The sequence below is a fragment of the Thiosulfativibrio zosterae genome, from assembly GCF_011398155.1.
Lineage (GTDB): Bacteria > Pseudomonadota > Gammaproteobacteria > Thiomicrospirales > Thiomicrospiraceae > Thiosulfativibrio > Thiosulfativibrio zosterae.
In genome coordinates this window covers 394410-417595 of the sequence record NZ_AP021888.1, presented here as the reverse complement: position 1 = coordinate 417595, position 23186 = coordinate 394410, and the positions used below count along the sequence as shown (strand labels likewise).

Annotated in this window: 17 protein-coding genes; 9 read left to right on the top strand and 8 right to left on the bottom strand. The window is 44.5% G+C overall.

What is annotated here, in order from left to right; translation table 11 throughout:
• Positions 1 to 4 precede the first annotated feature (4 nt).
• The 4 genes from THMIRH_RS01625 to ppx all read left to right on the top strand — a co-directional run bounded on the left by THMIRH_RS01625 (position 5) and on the right by ppx (position 6987).
• Entirely contained in the window at positions 5 to 2746 is a 2742-nt protein-coding gene (locus THMIRH_RS01625; RefSeq protein ID WP_173290117.1) for a sensor domain-containing protein, read from the top strand.
• Entirely contained in the window at positions 2718 to 3044 is a 327-nt protein-coding gene (gene yidD, locus THMIRH_RS01620) for a membrane protein insertion efficiency factor YidD (protein ID WP_173290115.1), read from the top strand. The genes THMIRH_RS01625 and yidD overlap by 29 nt, the downstream gene beginning before the upstream one ends.
• A gap of 90 nt (positions 3045 to 3134) precedes the next feature.
• A complete protein-coding gene (gene ppk1, locus THMIRH_RS01615; protein WP_173290113.1) occupies positions 3135 to 5243 on the top strand; it encodes a polyphosphate kinase 1 in 2109 nt (702 codons plus the stop codon).
• A gap of 181 nt (positions 5244 to 5424) precedes the next feature.
• Positions 5425 to 6987, top strand: a complete 1563-nt coding sequence (gene ppx / locus THMIRH_RS01610) for an exopolyphosphatase (RefSeq protein ID WP_173290111.1) — start codon at positions 5425 to 5427, stop codon at positions 6985 to 6987.
• Between the two features lie 40 nt (positions 6988 to 7027).
• Here ppx and THMIRH_RS01605 read toward each other — a convergent pair whose 3' ends face one another.
• Positions 7028 to 8098: a ferredoxin reductase domain-containing protein gene (locus THMIRH_RS01605; protein ID WP_173290109.1), complete on the bottom strand. Its 1071-nt coding sequence runs from the start codon at positions 8096 to 8098 to the stop codon at positions 7028 to 7030.
• A gap of 39 nt (positions 8099 to 8137) precedes the next feature.
• A complete protein-coding gene (locus tag THMIRH_RS01600; RefSeq protein WP_173290107.1) occupies positions 8138 to 8635 on the bottom strand; it encodes a hypothetical protein in 498 nt (165 codons plus the stop codon).
• Positions 8636 to 8847: 212 nt separating this feature from the next.
• Here THMIRH_RS01600 and pyrE point away from each other — a divergent pair, with 212 nt between their 5' ends.
• From pyrE to THMIRH_RS01580, 4 genes are all read left to right on the top strand, one after another.
• Positions 8848 to 9492, top strand: a complete 645-nt coding sequence (pyrE, locus tag THMIRH_RS01595) for an orotate phosphoribosyltransferase (protein WP_173290105.1) — start codon at positions 8848 to 8850, stop codon at positions 9490 to 9492.
• 4 nt (positions 9493 to 9496) lie between these two features.
• The gene (locus tag THMIRH_RS01590; protein WP_173290103.1) at positions 9497 to 10018 is read left to right on the top strand and encodes a SixA phosphatase family protein; all 522 of its coding nucleotides are present in this window, start codon (positions 9497 to 9499) and stop codon (positions 10016 to 10018) included.
• 50 nt (positions 10019 to 10068) lie between these two features.
• Entirely contained in the window at positions 10069 to 10749 is a 681-nt protein-coding gene (locus tag THMIRH_RS12055; protein WP_194240845.1) for an OmpA family protein, read from the top strand.
• 170 nt (positions 10750 to 10919) lie between these two features.
• A complete protein-coding gene (locus THMIRH_RS01580; RefSeq protein ID WP_173290101.1) occupies positions 10920 to 14393 on the top strand; it encodes a methyl-accepting chemotaxis protein in 3474 nt (1157 codons plus the stop codon).
• Between the two features lie 92 nt (positions 14394 to 14485).
• On the opposite strand, the gene THMIRH_RS01575 is transcribed toward THMIRH_RS01580, so the two are convergent.
• The 4 genes from THMIRH_RS01575 to THMIRH_RS01560 all read right to left on the bottom strand — a co-directional run bounded on the left by THMIRH_RS01575 (position 14486) and on the right by THMIRH_RS01560 (position 19479).
• Positions 14486 to 15253, bottom strand: a complete 768-nt coding sequence (locus tag THMIRH_RS01575) for a sulfite exporter TauE/SafE family protein (protein ID WP_173290099.1) — start codon at positions 15251 to 15253, stop codon at positions 14486 to 14488.
• A gap of 70 nt (positions 15254 to 15323) precedes the next feature.
• Positions 15324 to 16238: an acetylglutamate kinase gene (gene argB / locus THMIRH_RS01570; RefSeq protein WP_243831467.1), complete on the bottom strand. Its 915-nt coding sequence runs from the start codon at positions 16236 to 16238 to the stop codon at positions 15324 to 15326.
• A gap of 53 nt (positions 16239 to 16291) precedes the next feature.
• Positions 16292 to 16777, bottom strand: a complete 486-nt coding sequence (locus THMIRH_RS01565) for a YajQ family cyclic di-GMP-binding protein (protein ID WP_173290097.1) — start codon at positions 16775 to 16777, stop codon at positions 16292 to 16294.
• Between the two features lie 137 nt (positions 16778 to 16914).
• The gene (locus THMIRH_RS01560; RefSeq protein ID WP_173290095.1) at positions 16915 to 19479 is read right to left on the bottom strand and encodes a hybrid sensor histidine kinase/response regulator; all 2565 of its coding nucleotides are present in this window, start codon (positions 19477 to 19479) and stop codon (positions 16915 to 16917) included.
• 223 nt (positions 19480 to 19702) lie between these two features.
• Here THMIRH_RS01560 and THMIRH_RS01555 point away from each other — a divergent pair, with 223 nt between their 5' ends.
• Positions 19703 to 20881: an aminotransferase class I/II-fold pyridoxal phosphate-dependent enzyme gene (locus THMIRH_RS01555; protein ID WP_173290093.1), complete on the top strand. Its 1179-nt coding sequence runs from the start codon at positions 19703 to 19705 to the stop codon at positions 20879 to 20881.
• On the opposite strand, the gene THMIRH_RS01550 is transcribed toward THMIRH_RS01555, so the two are convergent.
• Entirely contained in the window at positions 20867 to 21721 is an 855-nt protein-coding gene (locus tag THMIRH_RS01550; protein ID WP_243831466.1) for an HDOD domain-containing protein, read from the bottom strand. The genes THMIRH_RS01555 and THMIRH_RS01550 overlap by 15 nt on opposite strands.
• Positions 21722 to 21799: 78 nt before the next feature.
• Positions 21800 to 23182, bottom strand: coding sequence for a phosphomannomutase/phosphoglucomutase (locus THMIRH_RS01545; protein ID WP_173290091.1), 1383 nt, complete (start codon positions 23180 to 23182; stop codon positions 21800 to 21802).
• Positions 23183 to 23186: the final 4 nt, after the last annotated feature.

The following is a 23186-nucleotide window of genomic DNA, read 5'->3' as shown; positions in this document are numbered from 1 at the left end:
ACCTATGAAAACAGCCATCAACCCACAACCTTATGCCAGCGATAGAATCCTTCGTTACAAACGGGTACTTTTAGAACCCGGCAAAACCCTGGTCGCTGCATTATTGCTGTTTTTGGCCTTAACACTGCTGCTCGTCACCTATCAATATCACGCTAAAAACTTAGCCTATAAAGAACAATTACAATCTTTAAAAGTTAAAATTGAAGACTTCGTTCAAACCCAAGCCAATGAACTTATAAATACGGACATTGCACTCGATCAAACCCAGTCTGAAGCCAATCCAATGTTGATTAAAAGCCTCAGTTTGGCACAAAAAAATGCCGCTTTTGTTGCTCTCGGAACTGCTCAAGAATGGGAGCCAGCGCAAATATCCGCATGGCTTGCCGACAAATATCAGGAAGGCTATGAAAACCTAACTTTAAGCCGTTTTGCACAAGATGACCAAACCACTCAAGCGTATGCAAAAGGCTATGTGATCGATCAGGTTTTTCCCTTCAAACCCAAAACTCAAGCCTTGTTAGGTAAAACACTCTCTGACTTACCAAACTTTCAAACCAAACTGGCAGCCATGCTGCAACAAAAAAACGCCCAGTCCCTTCTGGTACATTTATTTAACGAACCCTTAATGATCATTATTTGGCACCACGAACCGCTCTGGGCACAAATTGAAAAAGAGTTGATACCCACGCAAAGTTTGTCTTTCAGTGCTTATCATGTACAAAGTTTACTCAGTAGCTTACTTGAAAAGAACCTCGGTGATGACTGGGTACAAGCTAATTTAATCAGTAGTCAACTAGACCAATATACCTTCTCCCCTGCCCATTCAGCGCCAAACACTATGGTATCCATGCTGGCTTCGCACCATGAACTGACACTTAATTTACTCAACACGCCCTTTCAACTCAAAATTGACTATCTGGCATGGCAAAATCTGCCTTGGATTCAGTTGCTGCTCATTGCATTTTTAACAACCTTAGCCTTGATCGCAACCTGGCTTGTTTTCAAAGCATATAACGACTATACCCAACATTTAAAACTTGAAGGAAATCGTCTTAACGAGTTTATGGCGGCGGCACACGATGCCATTATCCTCACCGATGAAACCGGGCTCATTACCAACTGGAACCCCAGTGCCGCTACCTTATTTGGGTATCGTCATGCTGAAGCTGTTGGTAAGACAATTCAAAACCTTATCGTCTGTAACGAGTCAGAAGACATCCTAAAATCTGCCGACCTGTTTAATAAAAAATCGTTTAAGGCCCAGTCAAAACTGCAAAAACGAAACCTCAATATCATTAATTGCGAGATTGCCGTTTCAAAACTGACGCTAGATGCGCGTCAAGAGCTGGCGTTTTTTATTGAAGACATTTCAGAACGCCACTCTCAAGAAGAAGAAATCAAACGCCTGGCATTTTATGACAGCCTGACCGGCCTAGAAAATCGCACTTATTTTTCAAATAAGGTCACAGAAATACTTTCTGAAGGCTTAGGATTAAGTTCCGCACTGCTGTTTATAGACTTAGATGGCTTTAAAAAGGTCAATGATTCCCTTGGGCACTCGGTGGGCGATGAGTTATTAAAGATCGTGGCTTTACGCTTTCAAAACGCTATTCGCGGCAATCAACGCAACACCCATCTCTGCCGTTTTGGGGGCGATGAGTTCTTGTTTTTCTTAGACAATGTTACCCCCAATGCGGCGCAAATAACCGCTACACGCATTATCGAACAACTTCAAAAAGTCATTAAAATAGACGACCATGAAATCCAAATTTCTTGCAGTGTGGGCATTGCCAGCTACCCGCAACACGGTCAAGATTTAGACACCCTGATGCGCCATGCAGACTCAGCCATGTATCATTCCAAATTCAAAGGCAAAAATACTTTTACGCTTTACGAAGACCGCATGGAAGAAAAACTTTCACAGCATTTACTCATTGAAAAACATCTGCGCTTTGCCCTAAACCATGATGAATTTGAGTTATTCTATCAACCACAAATCGAAACCCAATCGCTAAAAGTCATTGGGGTTGAAGCCTTGATTCGTTGGAACAGCAAAGACTTAGGCTTTGTACCGCCCGATATGTTTATCAGCATTGCCGAAGAATCCGGACAAATTTTGGCAATCGGCGACTGGGTTATTCAAGCAGCTATCAAACAATTATTGGCTTGGCAAAACACGGATTTAGCGAACCTACAAATCGCCATCAACATCAGCGCCCAACAATTAGAGCAAAAAAACCTAGCCGATAAATTACACGAAGCTTTGCAAACGGCTAAATTGCCCAGCCACCTGCTAGAAGTGGAACTCACAGAACGCTCTATCATGTCTAACGCCCAAAGCAATATTGAGCTATTTAATGACATCAGAGCGCGCGGCTTGTCTTTATCGGTGGACGACTTTGGAACAGGCTATTCTTCACTCAGTTACCTCAAGCGTTTTCCACTGAATATTTTAAAAGTCGATAAGTCTTTTGTGGACGGGCTTCCGGGCGATGAAGACGATGTTTCTATCAGTCGCTCAATCATTCAGCTGGCGCACAGCTTAAAAATGAAAGTGGTTGCCGAAGGGGTTGAAACCCTAGAACAATTCGAATTTTTACGCGAACACGAATGTGACATGGTGCAAGGTTATTTCTTCAGCAAACCCATTAATGCCCAGCAATTTGAAGCTTGGTATGCACAACATCACGACAATATCATTCCCCCAAAAGCACTCCATGAACCCATCAAAAATCCCCTGGTCTAAACTCAACCCCATTAAATGGGTGTTGATAACGCTGATTAAATTTTATCAATGGGTTATTAGCCCCTTGCTAGGTCCGCGTTGCCGCTTTTACCCCAGTTGCTCACATTACACCCTAGAAGCCATTCAAAGCCATGGGGTGCTATGCGGCGGCTGGCTCGGCATCAAACGCATTTTACGCTGCCACCCCGGTAATCCGGGTGGCGTCGATATGGTGCCCAGTTGCGGCTGCCATAAACCCAATGCAGAAACGTCTACTGCTTCGGAAAACGCGACAAAACCCAAAAAAGACCCTGAATAAGTTCGTTATTTCACTTATTTCATTCAACTGTCATTTTATTCAAGTGATAAATCCGTAAAATATTAGATTCATTTTTAGTTGAGACGCCCCATGCAAATCGATATTACAGAACACCCTAACTATATCAACCAAGAAAAAAGTCTTTTAGAGTTTAATCGTCGTGTGCTTGCACAGGCTAAGAACCCTGAAATTCCGTTGTTAGAGCGTTTAAAGTTTCTGTGCATTTCCAGTACCAATATGGACGAGTTCTTTGAAGTACGCTTGGCCAGTATGTACGAGTTGACCAAAGATTCGGCAGCACGCACGCGTCCTGATGATATGTGTCCTGAAGATGCTATTCAAATGTTGTCTGCTGTGGCGCATGATCTGGTCACAGACCAATATCACACACTGAACAACATTATTATTCCCGCGCTCGAAAAAGAAGGCATTCGCTTTTTACGCCGCAGCCATTGGAGCGAGCAACAGAAAGAATGGATGCGCAACTATTTTACCCAATATTTGCACCCAGTCTTAAGCCCGATGGGTTTAGACCCATCGCATCCGTTTCCGCGCGTACTCAATAAAAGTTTAAACTTTATCGTTTCTTTAGAAGGCAAAGATGCCTTTGGCCGCTCCAATGGTTTAGCCATCGTGCAGGTGCCACGCTCTTTACCACGCATTATCAAATTACCGCCAGATGCCACCGATGGTCCTAACGATTTCGTGTTTTTGTCGTCCATTTTGCACTCGAATGTATCGCGTCTTTTCCCAGGCATGATGGTCACCGGTTGTCACCAATTCCGTTTAACACGCAATACCAACCTCTTTATCGATGAAGAAGAAGTCGATGACATTATGAAAGCCTTACAAGGCGAACTGACCAGTCGTCAATATGGTGGTGCGATTCGCCTTGAGGTTTCAGACCAATGTCCAAAACCCATGTATGAATATCTGCTAGATCAATTCAACATGAAAGAGCACCAACTCTATCGCGTGCGTGGCCCTGTCAACCTGCATCGTATCAATGCCGTACCCGATATGTGTAATCGTCCTGACTTATCATTTGAGCCTTACGCACAACGCCAATTACCTGGCAATAAAGCGGTGCAAGGCCCTTTGCGTCTATTCAAGCGCAACAAACAACCTGAATCTATTTTTGACCGCATTAAACGCAAAGATGTTTTATTGCACCATCCTTATGACTCTTTTACGCCCGTCATCGACTTTTTAAAAACGGCTGCTAATGACCCAGATGTATTGGCCATTCGGATGACGCTCTATCGTACGGGTGAAAAATCGGCCATTATTGATGCCTTAGAAAAAGCGGCTCGCAATGGCAAAGAAGTGACGGCGGTGGTGGAATTGCGCGCGCGTTTTGACGAAGACAACAACATTATCCAAGCCAACCGTTTGCAAGATGCGGGCGTGAATGTTTTGTATGGTGTGGTGGGGTATAAAACCCACGCCAAGATGATTTTGGTGGTACGCCGCGAAGAAAACCTATTGCGCCATTATGTGCATTTGGGCACAGGCAACTACCACCACATCACCACGCGTTTCTATACCGACTTTGGGCTGTTTACCACTCACCCAGCGATTTGCCGTGATGTGTCTAAAATCTTTCAGCAATTGACCAGCTTAGGCGACACCAAAGACCTAGAAGTATTGTTGCAATCTCCCTTCACGCTTCACAGCGGTATGATTGCCAAAATTCAACGCGAAGCTGAAAATGCCAAACTCGGCAAACCGGCACGCATTATCGCTAAAATGAACGGCTTACAAGAGCAAGGCATTATTGATGCGCTTTATGAAGCCTCAAACGCTGGCGTGCAAATTGATTTGATTGTGCGGGGTATTTGCAGCTTAAGACCTGGCATTCCCAATCTCTCAGAAAACATTACCGTAACTTCCGTGATTGGACGCTTCTTAGAGCATCACCGCATCTACTACTTTGAAAACAGCCAAGCCTCACCAGAACTCTATTGTTCTAGTGCCGACTGGATGCAACGCAACCTGTTATCGCGCGTTGAAACCTGCTTCCCTATCTTAGATAAAGATTGTTTTCAACAGGTCTATACCGAAGGTTTGGCCATTTATTTGGAAGACAACATTGGGGCTTGGGTACTGCAATCAGACGGCACCTATGTACCCAAACAAGTCACGGCTACCAAACTGGCATTCAGCGCTCAAAAAACGCTGATTGAAAAATACTCTTAAACCGTCCTTAAAAAACCTGCCAAATAAGCATTTTCAGCTTGGCAGGATTCTTTAGCCGATTTGCTGTTGTCCATGTTTTCTGGGTTCCCTAAACGAATCAATTGCATCTTCAATGGCCAAAGTCGTCGCCACAAGTTTTTTTTGGGTTAAAATACACCTCTTTCTTAATCTGTAGCAGCTTATGACCGAACATGACCTTGAGCTTGATACCCCTGTATCAAAACCCTCAGAAGAAACCGCCCCAGAACAGTCCTCTAAAGATTTATACGCCGCGATAGACTTGGGCTCGAACAGTTTTCACATGATTATTGCGCGTGATGTTCTTGGACAAATGCAAGTGATTGACAAGCACAAAGAAATGGTCAGACTACGCTCCGGGCTCGACTCTAACGGTATGTTGTCCGCAGAATCCTTTGAAGCCGGCATCGCCTGTCTGGAGCGCTTTGGGCAACTGATTAAACACATTCCCACCGAACAGGTGCGTGCCGTGGGCACCAACACCCTGCGCAATGCCAAAAACAGTCGCGAGTTTCTCAAAGCTGCCCGCAAAGCCATCGGCCACGAAATTCAAATCATCCCAGGGCAAGAAGAAGCACGCTTGATTTATCTTGGCGTGGCACACGGCTTACCTCAAAACGCCGAACAGCGTTTGGTTATGGACATAGGCGGTGGCTCAACCGAATACATTATTGGTAAAGATTTTTCTTATGACCACCTCACCAGCACCGAAATGGGCTGCGTCAGTGTCTCTGAGTTATTTTTTAATAACAACGAAATTACCCAAGCCAACTTAGACCGCGCCCTCAGTTATTGCCGCCAAGTGTTGCGCCCCCACTATCGTAAATTGATGCGCTTAGGCTGGGATACCGCCATCGGTGCATCTGGCACCATTAAATCCATTGGCACCATCCTAGAAGAAAACCAATGGAGCAAAGATGGCATTACCCTCAAAGGTATGCAGCGTCTGTGTGAAAAACTGTTAGAAGTGGGCAATATCGAACAAGCTGAGATTCCTGGGCTTAAAGAAGAGCGCGTGCCCGTCTTACTGGGTGGACTGGTCATTCTCATGGTGACCTTTGAAGAATTAAAAATTGAAATCATGCAGGTTTCTGCCAATGCGTTACGTGAAGGACTTATTTTTGATACCCTTGGGCGTTTGCACTCCGAAGATGCCCGAGAAATCAGCATCAGCGCGTTACAACAGTGGATGAAGGTGGATATTCAACAAGCTAAATTCATTGCTGAAACGGCTTTATGCTTATATCACCAAGCACACAATACTTGGCAACTGCACAGCCCAGATTATTCTTATAAAAAACTATTAGAATGGGCGGCTCAAATTCACGAAGTGGGCATGGCACTAAGCTATAAGCGTTACCGACACCACAGTGCCTATATTGCCGAAAATGCTGATCTGGCGGGGTTTTCACAACAAGAAAAATTGATGTTGGCGGCCATGTTGCTCAATCATCGCGGTAAATTTATTCCCGAAGTGTTTGACAACCTTCCCAAACCACAACGCTCAAAACTGCCTTTTCTAACCCTGTTGTTGCGTTTGGCGGTGCGTATCCACCGTGGGCGTGAAAATGATCAAATCTTGCCACTCATTTTTATCGAGCAAGAAACCCATGTTCATCTTGAATTTGAAAGCAACTGGCTGGATAAACATCCGCTGACGCGCTTAGACTTAAACATAGAAGCCGAACGCTTAGCGCTGGCGGGTTTTACGCTGACTTTTAAATAACCCCATCTCGCAAACCCATCTCACAGCGGCTCAATAGCGTTCAATAAACATCTAATTGAACTCGCCGCTGGGTTTTCCAACTTTGCCAGAGATTTTTGGCAGATTCTTCATCCATACCCGCAATGTCTTGCAGAATTTTGAGCATTACCTGCTCCACCCCCAAAGCCAATCCCGTTTTACTGCCACACATATACAAGTTTGCACCGCGTTGCATCAACGCCCAAATATCACTACCCTGCTCCCAAAGTAAATCGCTCACATAGCGTTTATGGGCTTGGTCACGAGAAAACGCACAAAACAACTGCAACCCTCTATGCGCCTGCCATTGCTGCAGTTCGTCTTGCCACAAAAAACACTGTTTGGCGTGGGTTTCACCAAAAAACAACCAGTTTTCAGAAGCCTGCGGATTCGCAAAGCGTGCTTGGCAAAACCCTCTAAACGGCGCCAAACCCGTGCCAGCGCCCACCATAATAATGGGCGTTGCTAAGGTTTCGGGGAGTTTAAAAGCCGCATTGGTGTTGAGCTCCGCCGCCACAAGATCACCTGCAGTCTTTTGCGCCAAACCACCCGAAGCCACACCCAAGCGTTGACGCTTTTCACAACAACTGACCACTTCACGATACAGTAAATCCAGCGTATTTTGAGCATTTGGCGCACTGGCAATCGAGTAATAACGCGGGGCGAGCGGCGACAAGAGTTCTAAAAACTCCACGCCCAACTCAAGCAAAAAATCAAAGCGCTCTAATAAATCTAAAATATCTTTGCCCATGGCATCCGCCATCATAGCACTGCGGTCTGGCCAGATTTTTAAATCAAATTGGCGTTGTATTTTATTAAGAATGGCGGGATTGAGCTGGGTAATTTCAAGGTGATTTAACAAGGCTTGTCCAGCCGTCACCTGACCCACTCGGCGAATTTCTAGGGTTTCAGAAACGCTTAAATTGAGTTTTTCGAGCAGAATTTTAACCAGGCCTGGTTGATTTTGAGGGGTAATTTTAAGCCAATCGCCCGGTTCGTAAGTCAAAGTTGCGTCACCGGACAATTGCATATGGTAAATCGATTTATCAGATAAGGGGGTTAACTTGTGATTAAACACCACCGACAGCTGCATGTTGCCTCCTAAACAAAATAATAAGCTTAGGAGTATAAATTACATGGCGCGCAAATGCTCCATTAAAAGCGTCATCCAAGGGGCAGTTGCTAAAATGGTCACCGCAGACATTAAGCCAGCCACCAATCCAATACCCACCTGCGGCATAATGCTGTTTTGATTCATTTCAATGTCAGACATTTGACGCTCTACATGGGTAAAAATATCCACTTGTTTTTTCAATAAACCGTTGAGTGTTTTAATTTGTTTAAACAATAACTGTTGTTCTTTATCAACCTTGGCACGCGTTTTTTCAGACATTTGCTCTAGGTCACGCATTTGAATAGCCAACTGTCCAATCGACGAATCCATTTGCTTCACCAAACTTTCAATGGCGGTTTTATCTTCTTTTAGCCAAGCATAATCCGGTGCCACCATATCATCGTCATCAATATTCATATCAGAGTGGCCATTATTTTGACGATGACGGCGCAAAGCCTGTTCTAACAAGACACTTTTTGAGCCCAGTGGTTCTATTTTTCTTAAATCAATCGCCATAATCTTATCCTTTATCTGTTTCCCAGCAACTCGAATCGTCAAATTACTGACAGTTTTATTGTTTCATCAACGGCTCTATTGCATCAAGCGTGCCAAGTTTCGATTAAGCTCAAATGGCGTGAGAAAATTTCCGTGAAAAACTTGATATCCGTAGGGATAAAGGCGATACTTACACAAAATTTCTTATAACGACAAAGCCTTATAAATCTCCTATGAAAAACCCATCTCACAAAGCGCAATTCATTGAATTCATTATGCAAACTGGCGTGCTAAAACTAGGTAGTTTTACGCTAAAATCGGGTCGTCAAAGCCCGTATTTTTTCAACGCAGGTTTATTTAACACCGGCGGGCAACTCGCTCAACTGGCTAAAGGTTATGCCAGTGCCATCGCTCATAGCGAGATTAACTTTGATGTTTTGTTTGGCCCAGCCTATAAAGGTATTCCCTTAGCCGCAACCACCAGTGTGTGTTTGGCGCAAGAATTTCAAATCGACAAACCCTATGCTTTCAACCGCAAAGAAGCCAAAGATCACGGCGAAGGTGGCAACATTGTTGGCCACGCTCTGGAAGGCGATATTTTGATTATTGACGATGTGATTACCGCCGGTACCGCGATTCGTGAGTCTATGGACCTGATTAAAGCGCAAGGCGCGAAACCGGCCGGTGTTATTGTTGCGCTAGACCGCATGGAAAGAGGACAAGGCGCTCGTTCTGCCATTCAAGAAGTACAGGATGACTATGGCATTCCGGTGATTAGCATCATCAACCTAAACGATATTATTGAATACCTAGAAGCCAATCAAAAAACCGAATACCTAGAGGCAATGAAGTCTTACCGAGAAACCTACGGAATTTAATCCCATGAGTCAATTGCGTGAACTGCTGATTTTGCGCCACGGAAAATCAGACTGGAAACAAGAACTGGACGATTTTGAACGCCCCCTAGCCGAACGCGGCAAAAAAGCCACTCTTAAAGTGTTGCGCTGGCTAGAAGACCAAAAACTGTTACCAGACCTGATTCTCAGCTCCACCGCAAAACGCGCCACCCAAACCGTTAGACGCATCAACCCAGACAACCAAATCAACACACTTTATTTAGACGAACTCTACTTAGCCGAATTAGACACTCTTTTACAAACCCTGGCTCAAAGCCCCCAAGCACAGCGCATTTTGTTGGTAGGACATAACCCTGGTTTAGAAAAATTAGTGTCTTTTTTGGCACATGACCAGTCAGAAGAAACAGCGACCGTTGAAACCAAGCGTTTTCCAACGGCTGCCTTGGCGGTTTTTATTATGCCAAATGACTGGACGCAACTGAGCGCTGGGGCAGGTAAATTGGTCAACCTCATTCGGCCCCGAGAACTCAGCGTGACGGCTCAATAACCCCATTCAGCTTTAAACACTTTTTTCATTAACAAACTTAAGGAAACCCTATGAAAATTAAATTACTCCCTCTTGCCATCGCTTTAGGCATTTCAAGTCTTTCAGGTCAAGCCATTGCTTGGGAAGGCGATATTCGCCATGACGGCAACCGTGCTTATGCCAAAGACACAGATGGCGACATCGTGCGCGATTCTTGGGGTCGTTGTGTGCGCACCATTCACTGGACTAAAGAATTAGCAACCGCTAAATGTGAAGGTTGGCCAGAGCCTGCGCCAGTGGTAGCAGCACCTGCTCCAGTAGCCGCGCCTGCCCCTGTTGCACCTGTTGTTGAACCTACCCCTGTTGCCATCGTTGCCGAACCTGCTCCTGTTGCAGAAGCCCCTATTGCGGTCGCAAAGCCTTTGGCATTCAGTGGGTTCTTTAAAACCAATGGCAATAAATTAACCGCTGATGCGCAAGCGCAATTAGACAAATATGTGGATTACCTAAATGCCCACCCAACCGAAGGTGTTGTGGTCACTGGCTTTACGGATGACCGTGGTGCAGCCACTTACAACCAAAAATTATCAGAAAAGCGTGCTAAAGCAGTACAAACTTACTTAGAATCTAAAGGCATTGCTGCCGACCGCATCACCGCAAAAGGCATGGGCGAGAGCAACCCTATCGCGGACAACAACACTGCCGATGGCCGTGCCCAAAACCGTCGTGTTGAGTTAGAAATCACTCAATAATTTAGCGCCATAAAAGGCCAAGGGGTTATAGCGATATAAAACCTTGGCACTTTTTCTGCTTTGTTTACAAAAACCCTTAAAGTTTTTTTACAGCTCTCGTAGCAGCAAGTCTTACGAGCCCTTTAAAAACGCTTTACCTTTTACAGCTCTACAATACAAGAAGAAACGCCATGAGAGAAAATTTACCTGTTACCCAAAATGCGATTGAAATGCCTGAACACTTTCGGTTAATTTCTCGAACGGACCTCAATGGCACGATTCTCGAAGCCAATTTCGAGTTCATTCATGTCAGTGGTTATTCAGAAAAAGAATTGATTGGTCAGCCTCACAATTTATTGCGTCACCCAGATGTACCCTCTGCGGTTTTCAAGGATATGTGGGACAGCTTAAAGGCGGGTAAATCTTGGACTCAAATCGTTAAAAACCGCGCCAAAAATGGTGACCACTATTGGGTAAAAGCCAATGCATCCCCCATTATTGAAAATGGTCAATGCGTCGGTTATATTTCTGTGCGCAAACCCGCCACACCTGCAGAAATTAGCGCCGCAACTGAAGCCTACAAGCAAATTAACGCCAAAAAAATGGTGATTCATGAAGCGCGTGTTTACACACCAAATCAATATTTTTGGGCTAAAAACAACCCCTATGCAAAATTGAGCATTATGGGCAAATTGATGGTGCCTGCCATCATCATTATGTTATTGGGCATTATCATGGCTGGCGTTTCAAGCAAACTGCAATACGAAAATGCGGTTGAAGCCAATACCAATCAACGCCATGACACCCTGCAAAAGCAAATTGCCGATAAACTAGACGCTTTGAAAATGGCTGGACTGAACACCGCCATCGGCTTAGCAACCAACGCTCAAATTCAGCAAAGCTTAGAGGCAGATCAAGGCAATGAATTAGCCAAAACCGTCTTAGCCGAAAAACTGCCCGCTTATGAAATGGTTGGGGCAGAAAAATACAAGGTTCAAATTCACCGCCCAGATGCCACCTCATTTTTAAGAAGTTGGAACGACAAGTCTGATGATGAATTATCCAGTTTTAGATTCTCTGTCAATCAAGTCATCAAAAGCCAAAAAGCCATGGCTGCGCTTGAACTGGGTCGCACTGGCATTGCCATTCGTAGCTTATCTCCAGTTTTTAGCCATGACGCTACGAACAAATATATCGGCTCACTTGAGGTCATTACGCCCATTACCGCACTGAAAGCTGCCTTAGCCAAAAACAATACCCACTACTTTGTTGTCCTCAGTGACAGTGCCGTCAGCATTGCCAATAAAGAAGCCAGTAACCCTAAACTGGGTAACTACACCCTAGCCACTCAAACCGATACTCAAGCACCAGAACTGGCATGGTTTACAGGCATCGATATTGAACAACTTATCACCCAAGGGGCTTTATTGAGCGCTGAGCATTTTTTCAGTAGCTTTCCAATTTATGATGCACGAAATGAGCTGATTGGTTACCAACTGATTACCGAAGACCTCAGTAAAATCGATAAACTAAACGCTATTTCTAAAGCGACCGCGATTAACTCGGTTATTAAAGTATCTATTGCCATACTGATTATCACCTTAATCTTGGTTTGGATTGTTTATATCAATGTTTCACGCCCGATTAAACATATGGTTAAAGCCATTCACCATGCGGCACAGCATGGCGACCTATCAGTGCGTTTAGATGACCGTTACTCTGATGAAATGGGGCAAATTGCATCGGCTTATAATCATCAAATGCAATCTTCTCAGGTAGTTATGGGCGAAGCCGGTCGAATTTTACGCGAGATATCAATGGGTAACTTTAAAGCCAGCAGTGTGATGAAATATGAAGGCGACTATGAAGTGCTTAACCATAACATGACTCGCAGTGCCGAAAACATTGATAAAACTTTCGCTGAACTGACCACAGTATTAAGTTACATTCGCGAAGGGAAATTTCATTATGAGCCCAAACTGCAAGTCAGCGGGCAATTTAAAGAAGCCATGCAAACCGCCCTGTCTGCCATGGCCATCTTGCAAGGCGTGTTCCATGAGGTGAATGAACTGATGAGTCAGGTTGCCCGTGGTTACTTTACACGCCGTATCAAAGCCCAAGCCTCAGGTGAATTGCAAGTCTTAAAAGACAATATCAATGCCTCTTTAGATAAGTTACAAGAAGCCATCTCTGAAACCACTAATGTGATGATTAACCAAGGCACGGGTAATTTAAACGGACGTATTAAATCAGAAATGGAAGGCACGCTGGCCATCTTAAAAGACGGCATTAATAACTCCGTAACCAACATGGGAAGCTTGATGTCACAATCAAACTACTCTATCTACAAGTTATCAGAAGGTGCGCAAGCCATAGCTCGCGACATTAATGACCTTTCAGCCAGAACCCAACAGCAAGCCGCAGCGGTAGAACAGACTGCTGCCAGTATGGAAGAAATTACCTCCACCATCAAACACACGGCCGACAATGCCACTGAAGCCAATGAAAAAGCCACCACATCGCTTAACGAAGCGCGCCAGGCTAATGAAGTGGTTCATAAAACCATTCAATCGATTAACTTAATTAACGATGCCAGCCACAAGATCTCAGAAATCACCACCTTGATTGACAGTATCGCTTTCCAAACCAATCTACTGGCCTTAAACGCCGCGGTAGAAGCGGCTAGAGCGGGCGAACATGGGCGTGGATTTGCGGTAGTTGCTTCTGAAGTTCGCAGCTTGGCTGGCAAATCTGCCGAAGCGGCAAAACAAATTCGTACCCTAATTGATGACACCGTCGATAAAGTCCATCAAGGTGCAGAGCTTGCCAAAGCTTCTGGTGAAGCCTTAGAAGTTATCAATAAATCCATTGAAGAAATCAGTGGCTTAGTCAGTGAAATCACCCGAACCACTGCGGAACAAGCGCAAGGCGTTGAGCAGGTTAACCAAGCCATTACCTCGATTGACCATGCCACGCAAAAAAATGCCGCCCTAGTGGATGAAACTGCCGCGCGCACTGATGAAATGGGACGCCAAGCAAAAGAAGTGATTCAAGTTTCTAGCACCTTTAAAATTGACCTTGACCAAATCGGCTTTAGCACGGCCATGCAAACGGGCGAATTTGCTTTTGCCCAAGCGCGTCGTGCACACCGTCAATGGAAAGGACTCATCCGCGCTTATGTCGATGGTATGGAAGTTGAAATCAATGAAAAAGTGGCGACAGATCATCGTGAATGTGGATTGGGCAAATGGTTCTATAGCCCTGCGGGACAAGCTTATGCGCATTTACCTGAAATGCAACAAGTGGAAAAATATCACGCAGAATTACACGCCACCATTAAACGCATTTTAGAAGCTCATAAAATTCAAGACCTAGTCACCCTAGAGCGTGAATTTACTAACCTAGATGAAGTCAGTGCTAAAGTGATTGAAAACCTCAGCCTTGCAGAACGCGTGGTTGCTTCATCGCACAAAAAAGAAGCGCCGAGCAACAAACCCAAAGCGTCTGCCAGTGCGCCTAAAACCAGCACAATGGCTCCAAAACCCGCAGCTAAAGCACCAACGGCAGCGGCTAGAACGACAACACCTAGAGCAGTTCCAGCCGTTGCGCCTAAAAAAGCAGCCGCAACTTCAAACCACAACGATGATGAATGGGGTGAGTTTTAATCCCTTCACAACACTTTTAAATACTTTTAAACGCTTTTAAACAAAGCAAAAACACAAAAAGCGGCTTTTTTAGCCGCTTTTTTGTAGGTTGTTTAGTTAGAAAGCGCTTTGTAGATTAACGCCAAACCTACCAAAATGGTAATCACCTCAAACGCTCGCTTGACCCAAGCATTGCCTTTAACTATGGCCAAGTGTGCGCCAAAATAACCGCCCACTAAAGACCCTAAAATTAAGGCAGGTAACCAATCCCACTGAATATTGCCCAGCAAACCTAAAGTAATGGCACCAGAGCCATTCCAAAAAATGCCCACCAATACCAAGGTATAAGCCACCGCCGTTTTATAATCTAACCCAAACCAGCGCACCAACCACAAGGTGACAAACAATCCTGTTCCTGAGGTCAGTGAGCCGTTTAAAGCACCAATTAAAAACAACACACCACCGCCCAACATCAACCCCTTGAAGGTTTGATTTTGCAAGTTCAGCACTTGCCCCAGCTGGGGTTTTTTCCAGGAATACACCCCTAAGCCCAAGGTTAAAACACCCAGCGCAAATTGCGCGATATGCTCTTCAATGTGCAAAATAACATTGGCACCCAAAACAACACCGGGTAAACCAAACCCCAACACCACTGCCACAAACTTTAAACTGAGCGTTGAGCTTTTTAAATGTCTGGCGGTCGCACCCAACCCCAAAAACACACTGGCGACCTTGTGAGTAGCTAAAGCCACGGCAAAGGGCAAGCCTAAAAATAACAAGGCCGGCAATTGCAAAAGCCCTGCGCCACCACCGGCTAAGGCCGAAAAAAAGTTGGCCACCAAGGATACCAACAACAACACGCCCTGCTCATAAAAATCCATGATTCTGCTCTCGTAAACAAAAACGCCCTGAAATTTCAGGGCGTTATTAAAAAGTTAATGGGTTCGGCAATTAACGCGAAGTAATCAAAGTACCCACACCTTCATCGGTGAATACTTCTAACATCACCGCATGCTCAACACGACCATCAATAATGTGTGATGACTTCACGCCGCCATGCACCGCATCCAACGCACATTGAATTTTAGGCAACATACCGCCGTAAATGGTGCCGTCTTTGATTAAAGCGTCTACCTTTTGGGCATTTAAGCCGGTCAACAATTCGCCTTCTTTGTTCAACAAACCTGCCGTATTGGTGAGCAACATCAGCTTTTCTGCCTTTAAGGCTTCGGCCACTTTACCTGCGACCAAGTCCGCATTGATATTGTAAGATTCACCATCTTGCCCGACACCGACCGGTGCGATCACCGGAATAAAATCACCTTTGATCAACATATCAATCACGCTGGTGTTAATGCGCACCACTTCACCCACATGGCCAATATCAATAATTTCTGGCACATCAATACCTGGCGTGCTTTTGGTAATGGTCATTTTGCGAGCTTCAATCATGTGGCCGTCTTTACCGGTTAGGCCCACGGCATTACCGCCATGACGATGAATCAAATGCACAATTTCTTTATTCACTTGACCACCCAACACCATTTCAACCACATCCATGGTTTCTTCGTCGGTGACACGCATACCATCCACAAACTTAGATTCTTTGCCGATGCGTTTTAATAAATCACCAATTTGAGGGCCGCCACCGTGAACCACCACAGGGTTCATGCCGACCAGCTTCATCAATACGATGTCACGGGCAAAGCTGTCCATTAGGGTATCTTCGGTCATGGCATTTCCGCCATATTTCACCACGATGGTTTTGCCAGAAAAGCGTTGGATGTAAGGTAACGCTTCGGCCAAAACCGAGGCGATGTTTTGGGCTTGTTGTTTATTAAGATTCATGCTTTTTTGGATTCTCATGGCAAAAGGCCTTTGTGTTAATGAGTGAAATAACCAGTCAATTCTAGCGGAAATTAATCTCTAAAATTATTAAATTGCAGCGGCAACTCTAAATCTTCCATACCACGCAACAATTGCATCACATCTTGCAAGTCATCACGCTTTTTGCCGGTGATTCGTACACTGTCACCTTGAATGGCGGCCTGTACTTTTAACTTAGAGTCTTTAATAGCTTTGACAATTTTCTTGGCGATGGGTGCATCTAAGCCTTCTTTCATTTCGATGACCTGCTTAGCTGTTTTTAACTGCAATTCTGGGTCTTTCACTTCCATACACTTAATGTCAATGCCACGACGGTTGGCTTTTTCAACCAAAATGTCGTACATCTGATTCAATTGAAATTCGGTTTGGGTTTTTAAAGTGACCGTGGTGTCTTTGAGCTCGTAGCTAGAATCGGTGCCCTTAAAGTCATAACGCGTGGTGACTTCTTTATTGGCTTGGTCGATGGCATTGGTTAATTCATGTTTGTCTAGTTCAGATACGATGTCAAATGATGGCATAAATCACTCCTAAAAAATGGGTTAAAAACGGCCAAAAATCCCTAAAAACAACCAGGCCTGGTTGTTTTTAGGGACTTTTTATTAAGATTTGGCGTATTTTAACATTATGAAATTAGGAGTTTAAATAAGTGTGGGACTTAAATCGATTTTGATGAGGCAAGGAGCTGTAATAATTTTGCCATGTCCAAAGGCTTGCTAATCACACCGGTTACACCTGCTTCTACTAAACGCTTGGACTCAAAGCCAATTGTGGCTGCGGTGACCGCAATAATCGGTTGGGTATAGCCCAACTTACGAAGTTGCGCTACCAACTCAAAACCATCCATGACCGGCATAAAAGCATCGGTTATGACAGCATCAAAAGTTTGAGATTGTGCGGCTTCAAGCGCCTTTTGTCCATTCTCAAAGGCAACCACCTGCGCGCCTTTTTCTTCGAGCATAACTTGGGTGAGTTCCCGAATCAACAAATCGTCTTCTGCCAGTAGCAATCGATAACCAGATAAATCGTTCAAAGCATCGGTAGGCGATGCTGGATGATTGGCTTCTTGAGGGTTTGCTTTGTTTAAGGTGACCGTTAGAATAAATTCACTGCCGCCTTCTGGGCTAGGTTGATAAATTAAATCACCGCCCAAATGCTCACGCGCAAATTGCCGACTTAAATACAGCCCCAAACCAGAACCACCCGCCTCAGTATTGCCACGCGAGAATTTTTGAAAGAGATTCGCTTGATCGGTCTCAGAAATTCCCTTGCCATCGTCTCTAAAATGCACTTCAAAGGTCATGCAATCGTCTTGCTCATCCAACAACACAATACTGACCCACAGATGGCTTGCCTGAGCGTGCAGCGCACAATTTTTAACCAAGTTAAACGCAATTTGGCGCAACAGCTGCACATTAAAATGAAAAAACAGTTTGGCGGCTTTATCTGCCACAAAGTTGGGTTGCAATTGATGTGACTTTAACAACTTGCCCTGTAAAGCAATGGCGTCATAAATTAGGTTATGGAGTTTGGCATCTTCAACCTTGCCCTCCAAAACTGCTTCTGGGTGAATCACGGCACGCATGTCATCTAAAATGGTCAGCAGATGATTCGAGGTTTTTAACAACATTTTGCCCCGATTCAATTTTTCGACCACATTTTCTTGTGACAAGATCATTTGCATGGCGGCGGCAGGGGTGCGCAGTTCGTGGGCAATAATGGCGAATATTTCTTTTTGTTTGGCATTTTGCTCAGACAATTCCGCATAAGAGGCTTCTAGCGCTTTCTGAGTTTGTTGCAAGCTGACTTCTGCTTTCTTTCGAGCATCAATATCCCGCGCCGAGGCAAACATATAGGTTTTACCATCAAAAACCATTTTTTGAGCAATCAGCTCTACATAAAAATAAGTACCATCTTTACGAGTATGCAAGGCTTCAAAACTCATCGAGTCCATATGCATAATGGCTTGATTAAACATCTCTCGCCGAATTTCAACGGGGTCATTTTTAGTGTCCCAATCAAACACAGACATGTTTAAAAGTTCTGCTTTGCTGTAACCCAACATCTGTGCAAATGCGTTGTTGCAAAATACGAGATTGGCTTTCTCATCAAGCACATGAATCCCATCGGTACTGGACTCAATAATGGCTTCAGACCAGGCTTGATTGCGTGCAGCTTGGTGTTCAACTTGGCGTTTCTCTTTGCCAACTTTTTGCGAATAACGAAGCGCGCCAACATAAACCAAGGCATTCACCAACAAAATACTGAAAAATAATCCGATTAAAAACAGCCTTTGATCAGACTTTTTAATGGTCAAGGCTTGATTGAGCCGCTGATATAAAAACTCCATAGCCATGTTTTGTTCTGCAAACAAATAACCCAGCATTTCTGTGCCCATTTTAAAACGATCTTGGCTAACAAAACTGGCAGTATCAGTTGCTAATAATTGCAAACTATCGCTTAAATACGCATCTAATTTATTTTCTGCAGCATAGAGTTCTGCAATATCAACAACTTTTTGATTAGGCAGTGCTTTTTCTAAAATGCGATGTGCTTTGATTAAATCTTCCATCACATATTTGGCATCTGCGATGTATTGAATCAACTCAAATTGATTCACCTTAGACCAATCTTGTAATGACGCCAATCCTGCCGAAAAACCACGCACTTGACCCACTTCGTTCACCAAACGCGGCAAAATGTGAAAAGATAAATCCATGAGATAATAGTTGGCCAAATCGGGTTCTAGGGTGAGTTTGTAGTCATCCGAAACCTCAGAATAGAATAACAGCAGTTGGCTAATCAGTTGATTATGCAACTCAAAACTTTGTTTTGCATCCACAACGGCTGCAGGATAGAGCTGTGATTCTAGCGTTTGCCACTGCACTTTTAATTGAGTAAAACTGGCCTGCTCCTTGGTTTGCTGCGCTCGCTTGTCTAGATGATTTTGCAATGCGCCAAACGCATGATTAATGGCATCATGTTTTTGTTGGCGTTGTGCAGCAAAATTTTGCTCACCTGAGAGGTAGCCAAATGTCAGGCCACGATGCTCTGGCAATAACTTCAGCAGCTCATTAAAAGGACGAATGGTTTCAATCCCTAAAATTTCTGCTTCAAAGATGGCATTTTCTTGCTGCATTTTTTGGTGCGCGAAATAACCAGATATGACAAACACAATACTGGTTATGACCATAATTTGCTGCAGCGCTTTGAATCGACTCATAAATTAAAAATAGGCTCTAGTGATAATAACTTTAAGATTATATGCGCAAATTTGCGAGGCCACATAAAAATTATTCCAAAATCCAATAGAGTTTATTTTGCCCAGGCCTGGTTAAATTTATGACCTTTTTATGAACTTTGGGGAATCTTTTCGGTGAGTTAAGATTGTCATCTGCTCAACTCTCAGTCAGAATGTGCGGATTATCGTCATTAGGAAAAACAAGATGTCCCATCTACCGGTATCCAAAACTGCAGCGGCGGTACAACCCTTTCATGTCATGAAAATTTTAGGCGAAGCCAAAGCCCTAGAAGCCGCTGGGCAAGACATCATTCACCTTGAAATTGGCGAGCCAGACTTCCCCTCCCTGCCTTGTGTGCATGAGGCGGTTAATCAAGCCATGCAAGCCGGTTTAACCCATTACACACCCACCTTAGGTTTACCCGCCTTGCGTCAAAAGTTGGCTGAGTTTTACGGCCAGTTTTATCACGCGCAAGTGCCTATGGAACGCATTATGCTCACCCCCGGCTCGTCCTCTGGTTTACAGTTGTTGCTCACTGCCATTTTAAATCCCGGGGACAAGGTAATGCTCACCGACCCTAGTTATCCCTGTAATCGCCAGTTTGTCAATTTACTGCATGGGCAAGTCATCAGTGTGCCGGTGGATGCCAGTAGCCAATATCAACTCAATAGTGACTTGCTGCAAGCGCATTGGCAAGAAGGTATTAAGGTGGTGATGGTCGCCAGTCCGGCGAACCCAACTGGCACCGTTATTGAGCAAACTGAACTGGTTAAAATGGCGCAGTTTCTCGCCAAGCAAAATGCCTATTTATTGGTCGATGAAATCTATCAAGGCTTGGTTTACCAGCGTCCTGCCGAATCGATTTTGGCGCACCCCAACTTGCCTGACAATGTGTTGGTGATTAATTCTTTTTCTAAATTTTTTGGCATGACAGGCTGGCGTTTGGGTTGGTTGGTGGCGCCGTTGGCTTTAATGCCCATTTTAGACCGACTGGGACAAAACCTCTTTTTAGCCGCACCAACGCTGTCGCAATATGGTGCTTTGCGCGTGTTAGAGCCAGATGCCTTGGCGCAACTGGAAGAGCGTCGTCAAGCTTTTGAAATGCGCCGTAACGCTTTATTAAACGCCATGCAACAAGCCGGCTGGCAAGTCAGCGTTCAACCGCAAGGCGCATTTTATGTGTACTGGGATGTGTCAAATTTAACGGATAATGCCGAGCAACTGGCGTTGGATATTTTACATCACGCCAAAGTGGCGGTGACCCCGGGGAAAGATTTTGGAGAATTTAAAGCCAAACACCATATACGATTGGCCTATACCACCTCACCCGAGCGTTTAACCGAGGCGGTCAAAAGAATCACGGACTATTTAGCCACTCGATAACAAAGCATTTCTAACTAAATTAATCTGCGCACTGGATATCATTAACTCTGCTTGCGCTTCATTAAATTCATTTTGGGCTTGCTCAGTAATGTAAGCTCCATAAGCAACCTCATTCACAATAAAATTAGCCAAGGTCATCATTGCCACCATACTGCGCAATTTATCATTTTGTAAGCTACTCAAGGGGGAATGGTGTTTCATAATAATATTGAGCAAATTAACGGGTAACTTCCACTTTTGCCCGAGCAAAATTCCGACAAACATATGATTTGAACCATAGAGCTCTTGCTCTCTTTCAACACCTTGCTGGGCATTGGTATTGAGCTTGGAAAAAACCTTTAGATAATTATTTGGGTCTTTGGTTGCCAACATTAAACAACCGCCATTATGAAACAGGCCAGCCAAGTACGCCTCATCACGAGACACATCATGAACCACTTCCGACAGTTCGGCACAACAATAAGCAACATCTTTAGAATGCTCAATAATATCGACCACCGGTGGTGTCTTAGATAAATTTTGTAAACAAGCCGACAACACCAAGTTTTTAAGATTGTTTGACCCCAACGTATCCACCGCTTTGCGAATGGAGTTTATGGGGGTTTTAGCCTTCATGGCGGGAGAGTTAACAATGCGCAACACTTCACCACTGAGTTTGGTGTTACTTTCAATGATTTCAGTGATGTGTTGATTATTGGGAAAACGCGATCCAAGAGCTTGATCCAGTTCCATAATTTCTTTAGGTAAATCCGGAATTTTTACACCTTGAATGGCTTTTAGAGCTGCTCGTAATTTTTCTTGCATAAAGTTTTCCGCGCTGATTTGAACTTTTCGAACCATTTTGCACAAAGCCTAAAAAATAACAACAAAAAAATACTGATAATTACTGACAATAACTTTTATAACCCCATTAAAATCCTAAAAGGGTAAAACCAAATCTGGCTTAATTAATAAAATCTTGTACCTAAATCTTGCCTTAATACGCTCTAAGGCCTCTAAATTATCTGCTTCAAACCTTAGGGTAATTACCGGTGAGGTATTAGACGGGCGCACTAAACCCCAGCCATCCACATAATCCACCCGAATGCCATCCAACGCAAAAATTTTGCCATCTTGAAAAGGGGCTAAGGCCCTAAAGGCTTCCATAAATTGATAATGTTCGCCTTCTTCAAAGGCAATTTCTAACTCTGGGGTATTAAAGGCATTGGGCAGGCTGGCAAATAGCTCGGCTGCACTCAGCGGTTGTTTGGCCAAAATCTCGCACATGCGCGCAGCGGTATAAATACCATCATCAAACCCAAACCAACGCTCTTGCCAAAAAATATGCCCCGACACTTCACCGCCCAAGGCGGCACCAGTTTCACGCATTTTGGCTTTCATAAACGAATGTCCGGTTTTCCACATGGTGGCTTTGCCGCCGGCGGCCTCGACTTCTTTAGCCAGTAGAGAGGAGCACTTAATATCATAAATTATTTCAGCACCCGGCTGACGACTGAGTACATCTTTAGCATAGAGCATCATTTGGCGATCGGCATAGAGCGACTGCCCTAAATTATCTACCACGCCACAGCGGTCGCCATCGCCATCAAAAGCAATGCCCAAATCGGCTTGCTGGGTTTTGACCGCAGCAATCAAGTCCAATAAATTTTTTTGTTTGGCTGGGTCAGGATGATGATTGGGAAAACGACCATCAATCTCACAAAACAACTCAATCACTTCACAACCAATCGCACGCAATACCGCAGGCCCAGCAATGCCTGCCGCTCCATTGCCCGCATCCACCACCACTTTTAAGGGTCGCGCGATTTGAATGTCACTGGCAATGCGTTGCTGATAGTCTGCAAAAATGTCTAAGGTTTCATATTGGCCATTAGGTTGCAACAGATAGTCATCATTTAAAATGCGCTGTAACAAGGTTTGAATGTAAGCACCATAGAGGGTGACACCTTCTATCACCATTTTAATGCCATTGTCTTGCGGCGGATTGTGCGACCCCGTAATCACCACACAAGAACGCACCTCGGGCAAGGTGGCTGCCGCAAAATACACCATCGGCGTCGGCACCAACCCTAAATCAATCACACGCAAACCGGTTTCCAGCAAGCCTTTTACAATGGCATCACGAAAACGCTCGCCAGACAAACGACCATCTCGCCCCAAGGCAATCGCTTTACCACCGGCTTTAACCACCTCTGACCCCAAGGCTTTGCCCACACAATAAACCGTTTGTTCAGTGAGCGAACTATCCACCTTGCCGCGGATGTCGTACATTTTAAAAATGGATGAATTAACGTCTGTCATGCGG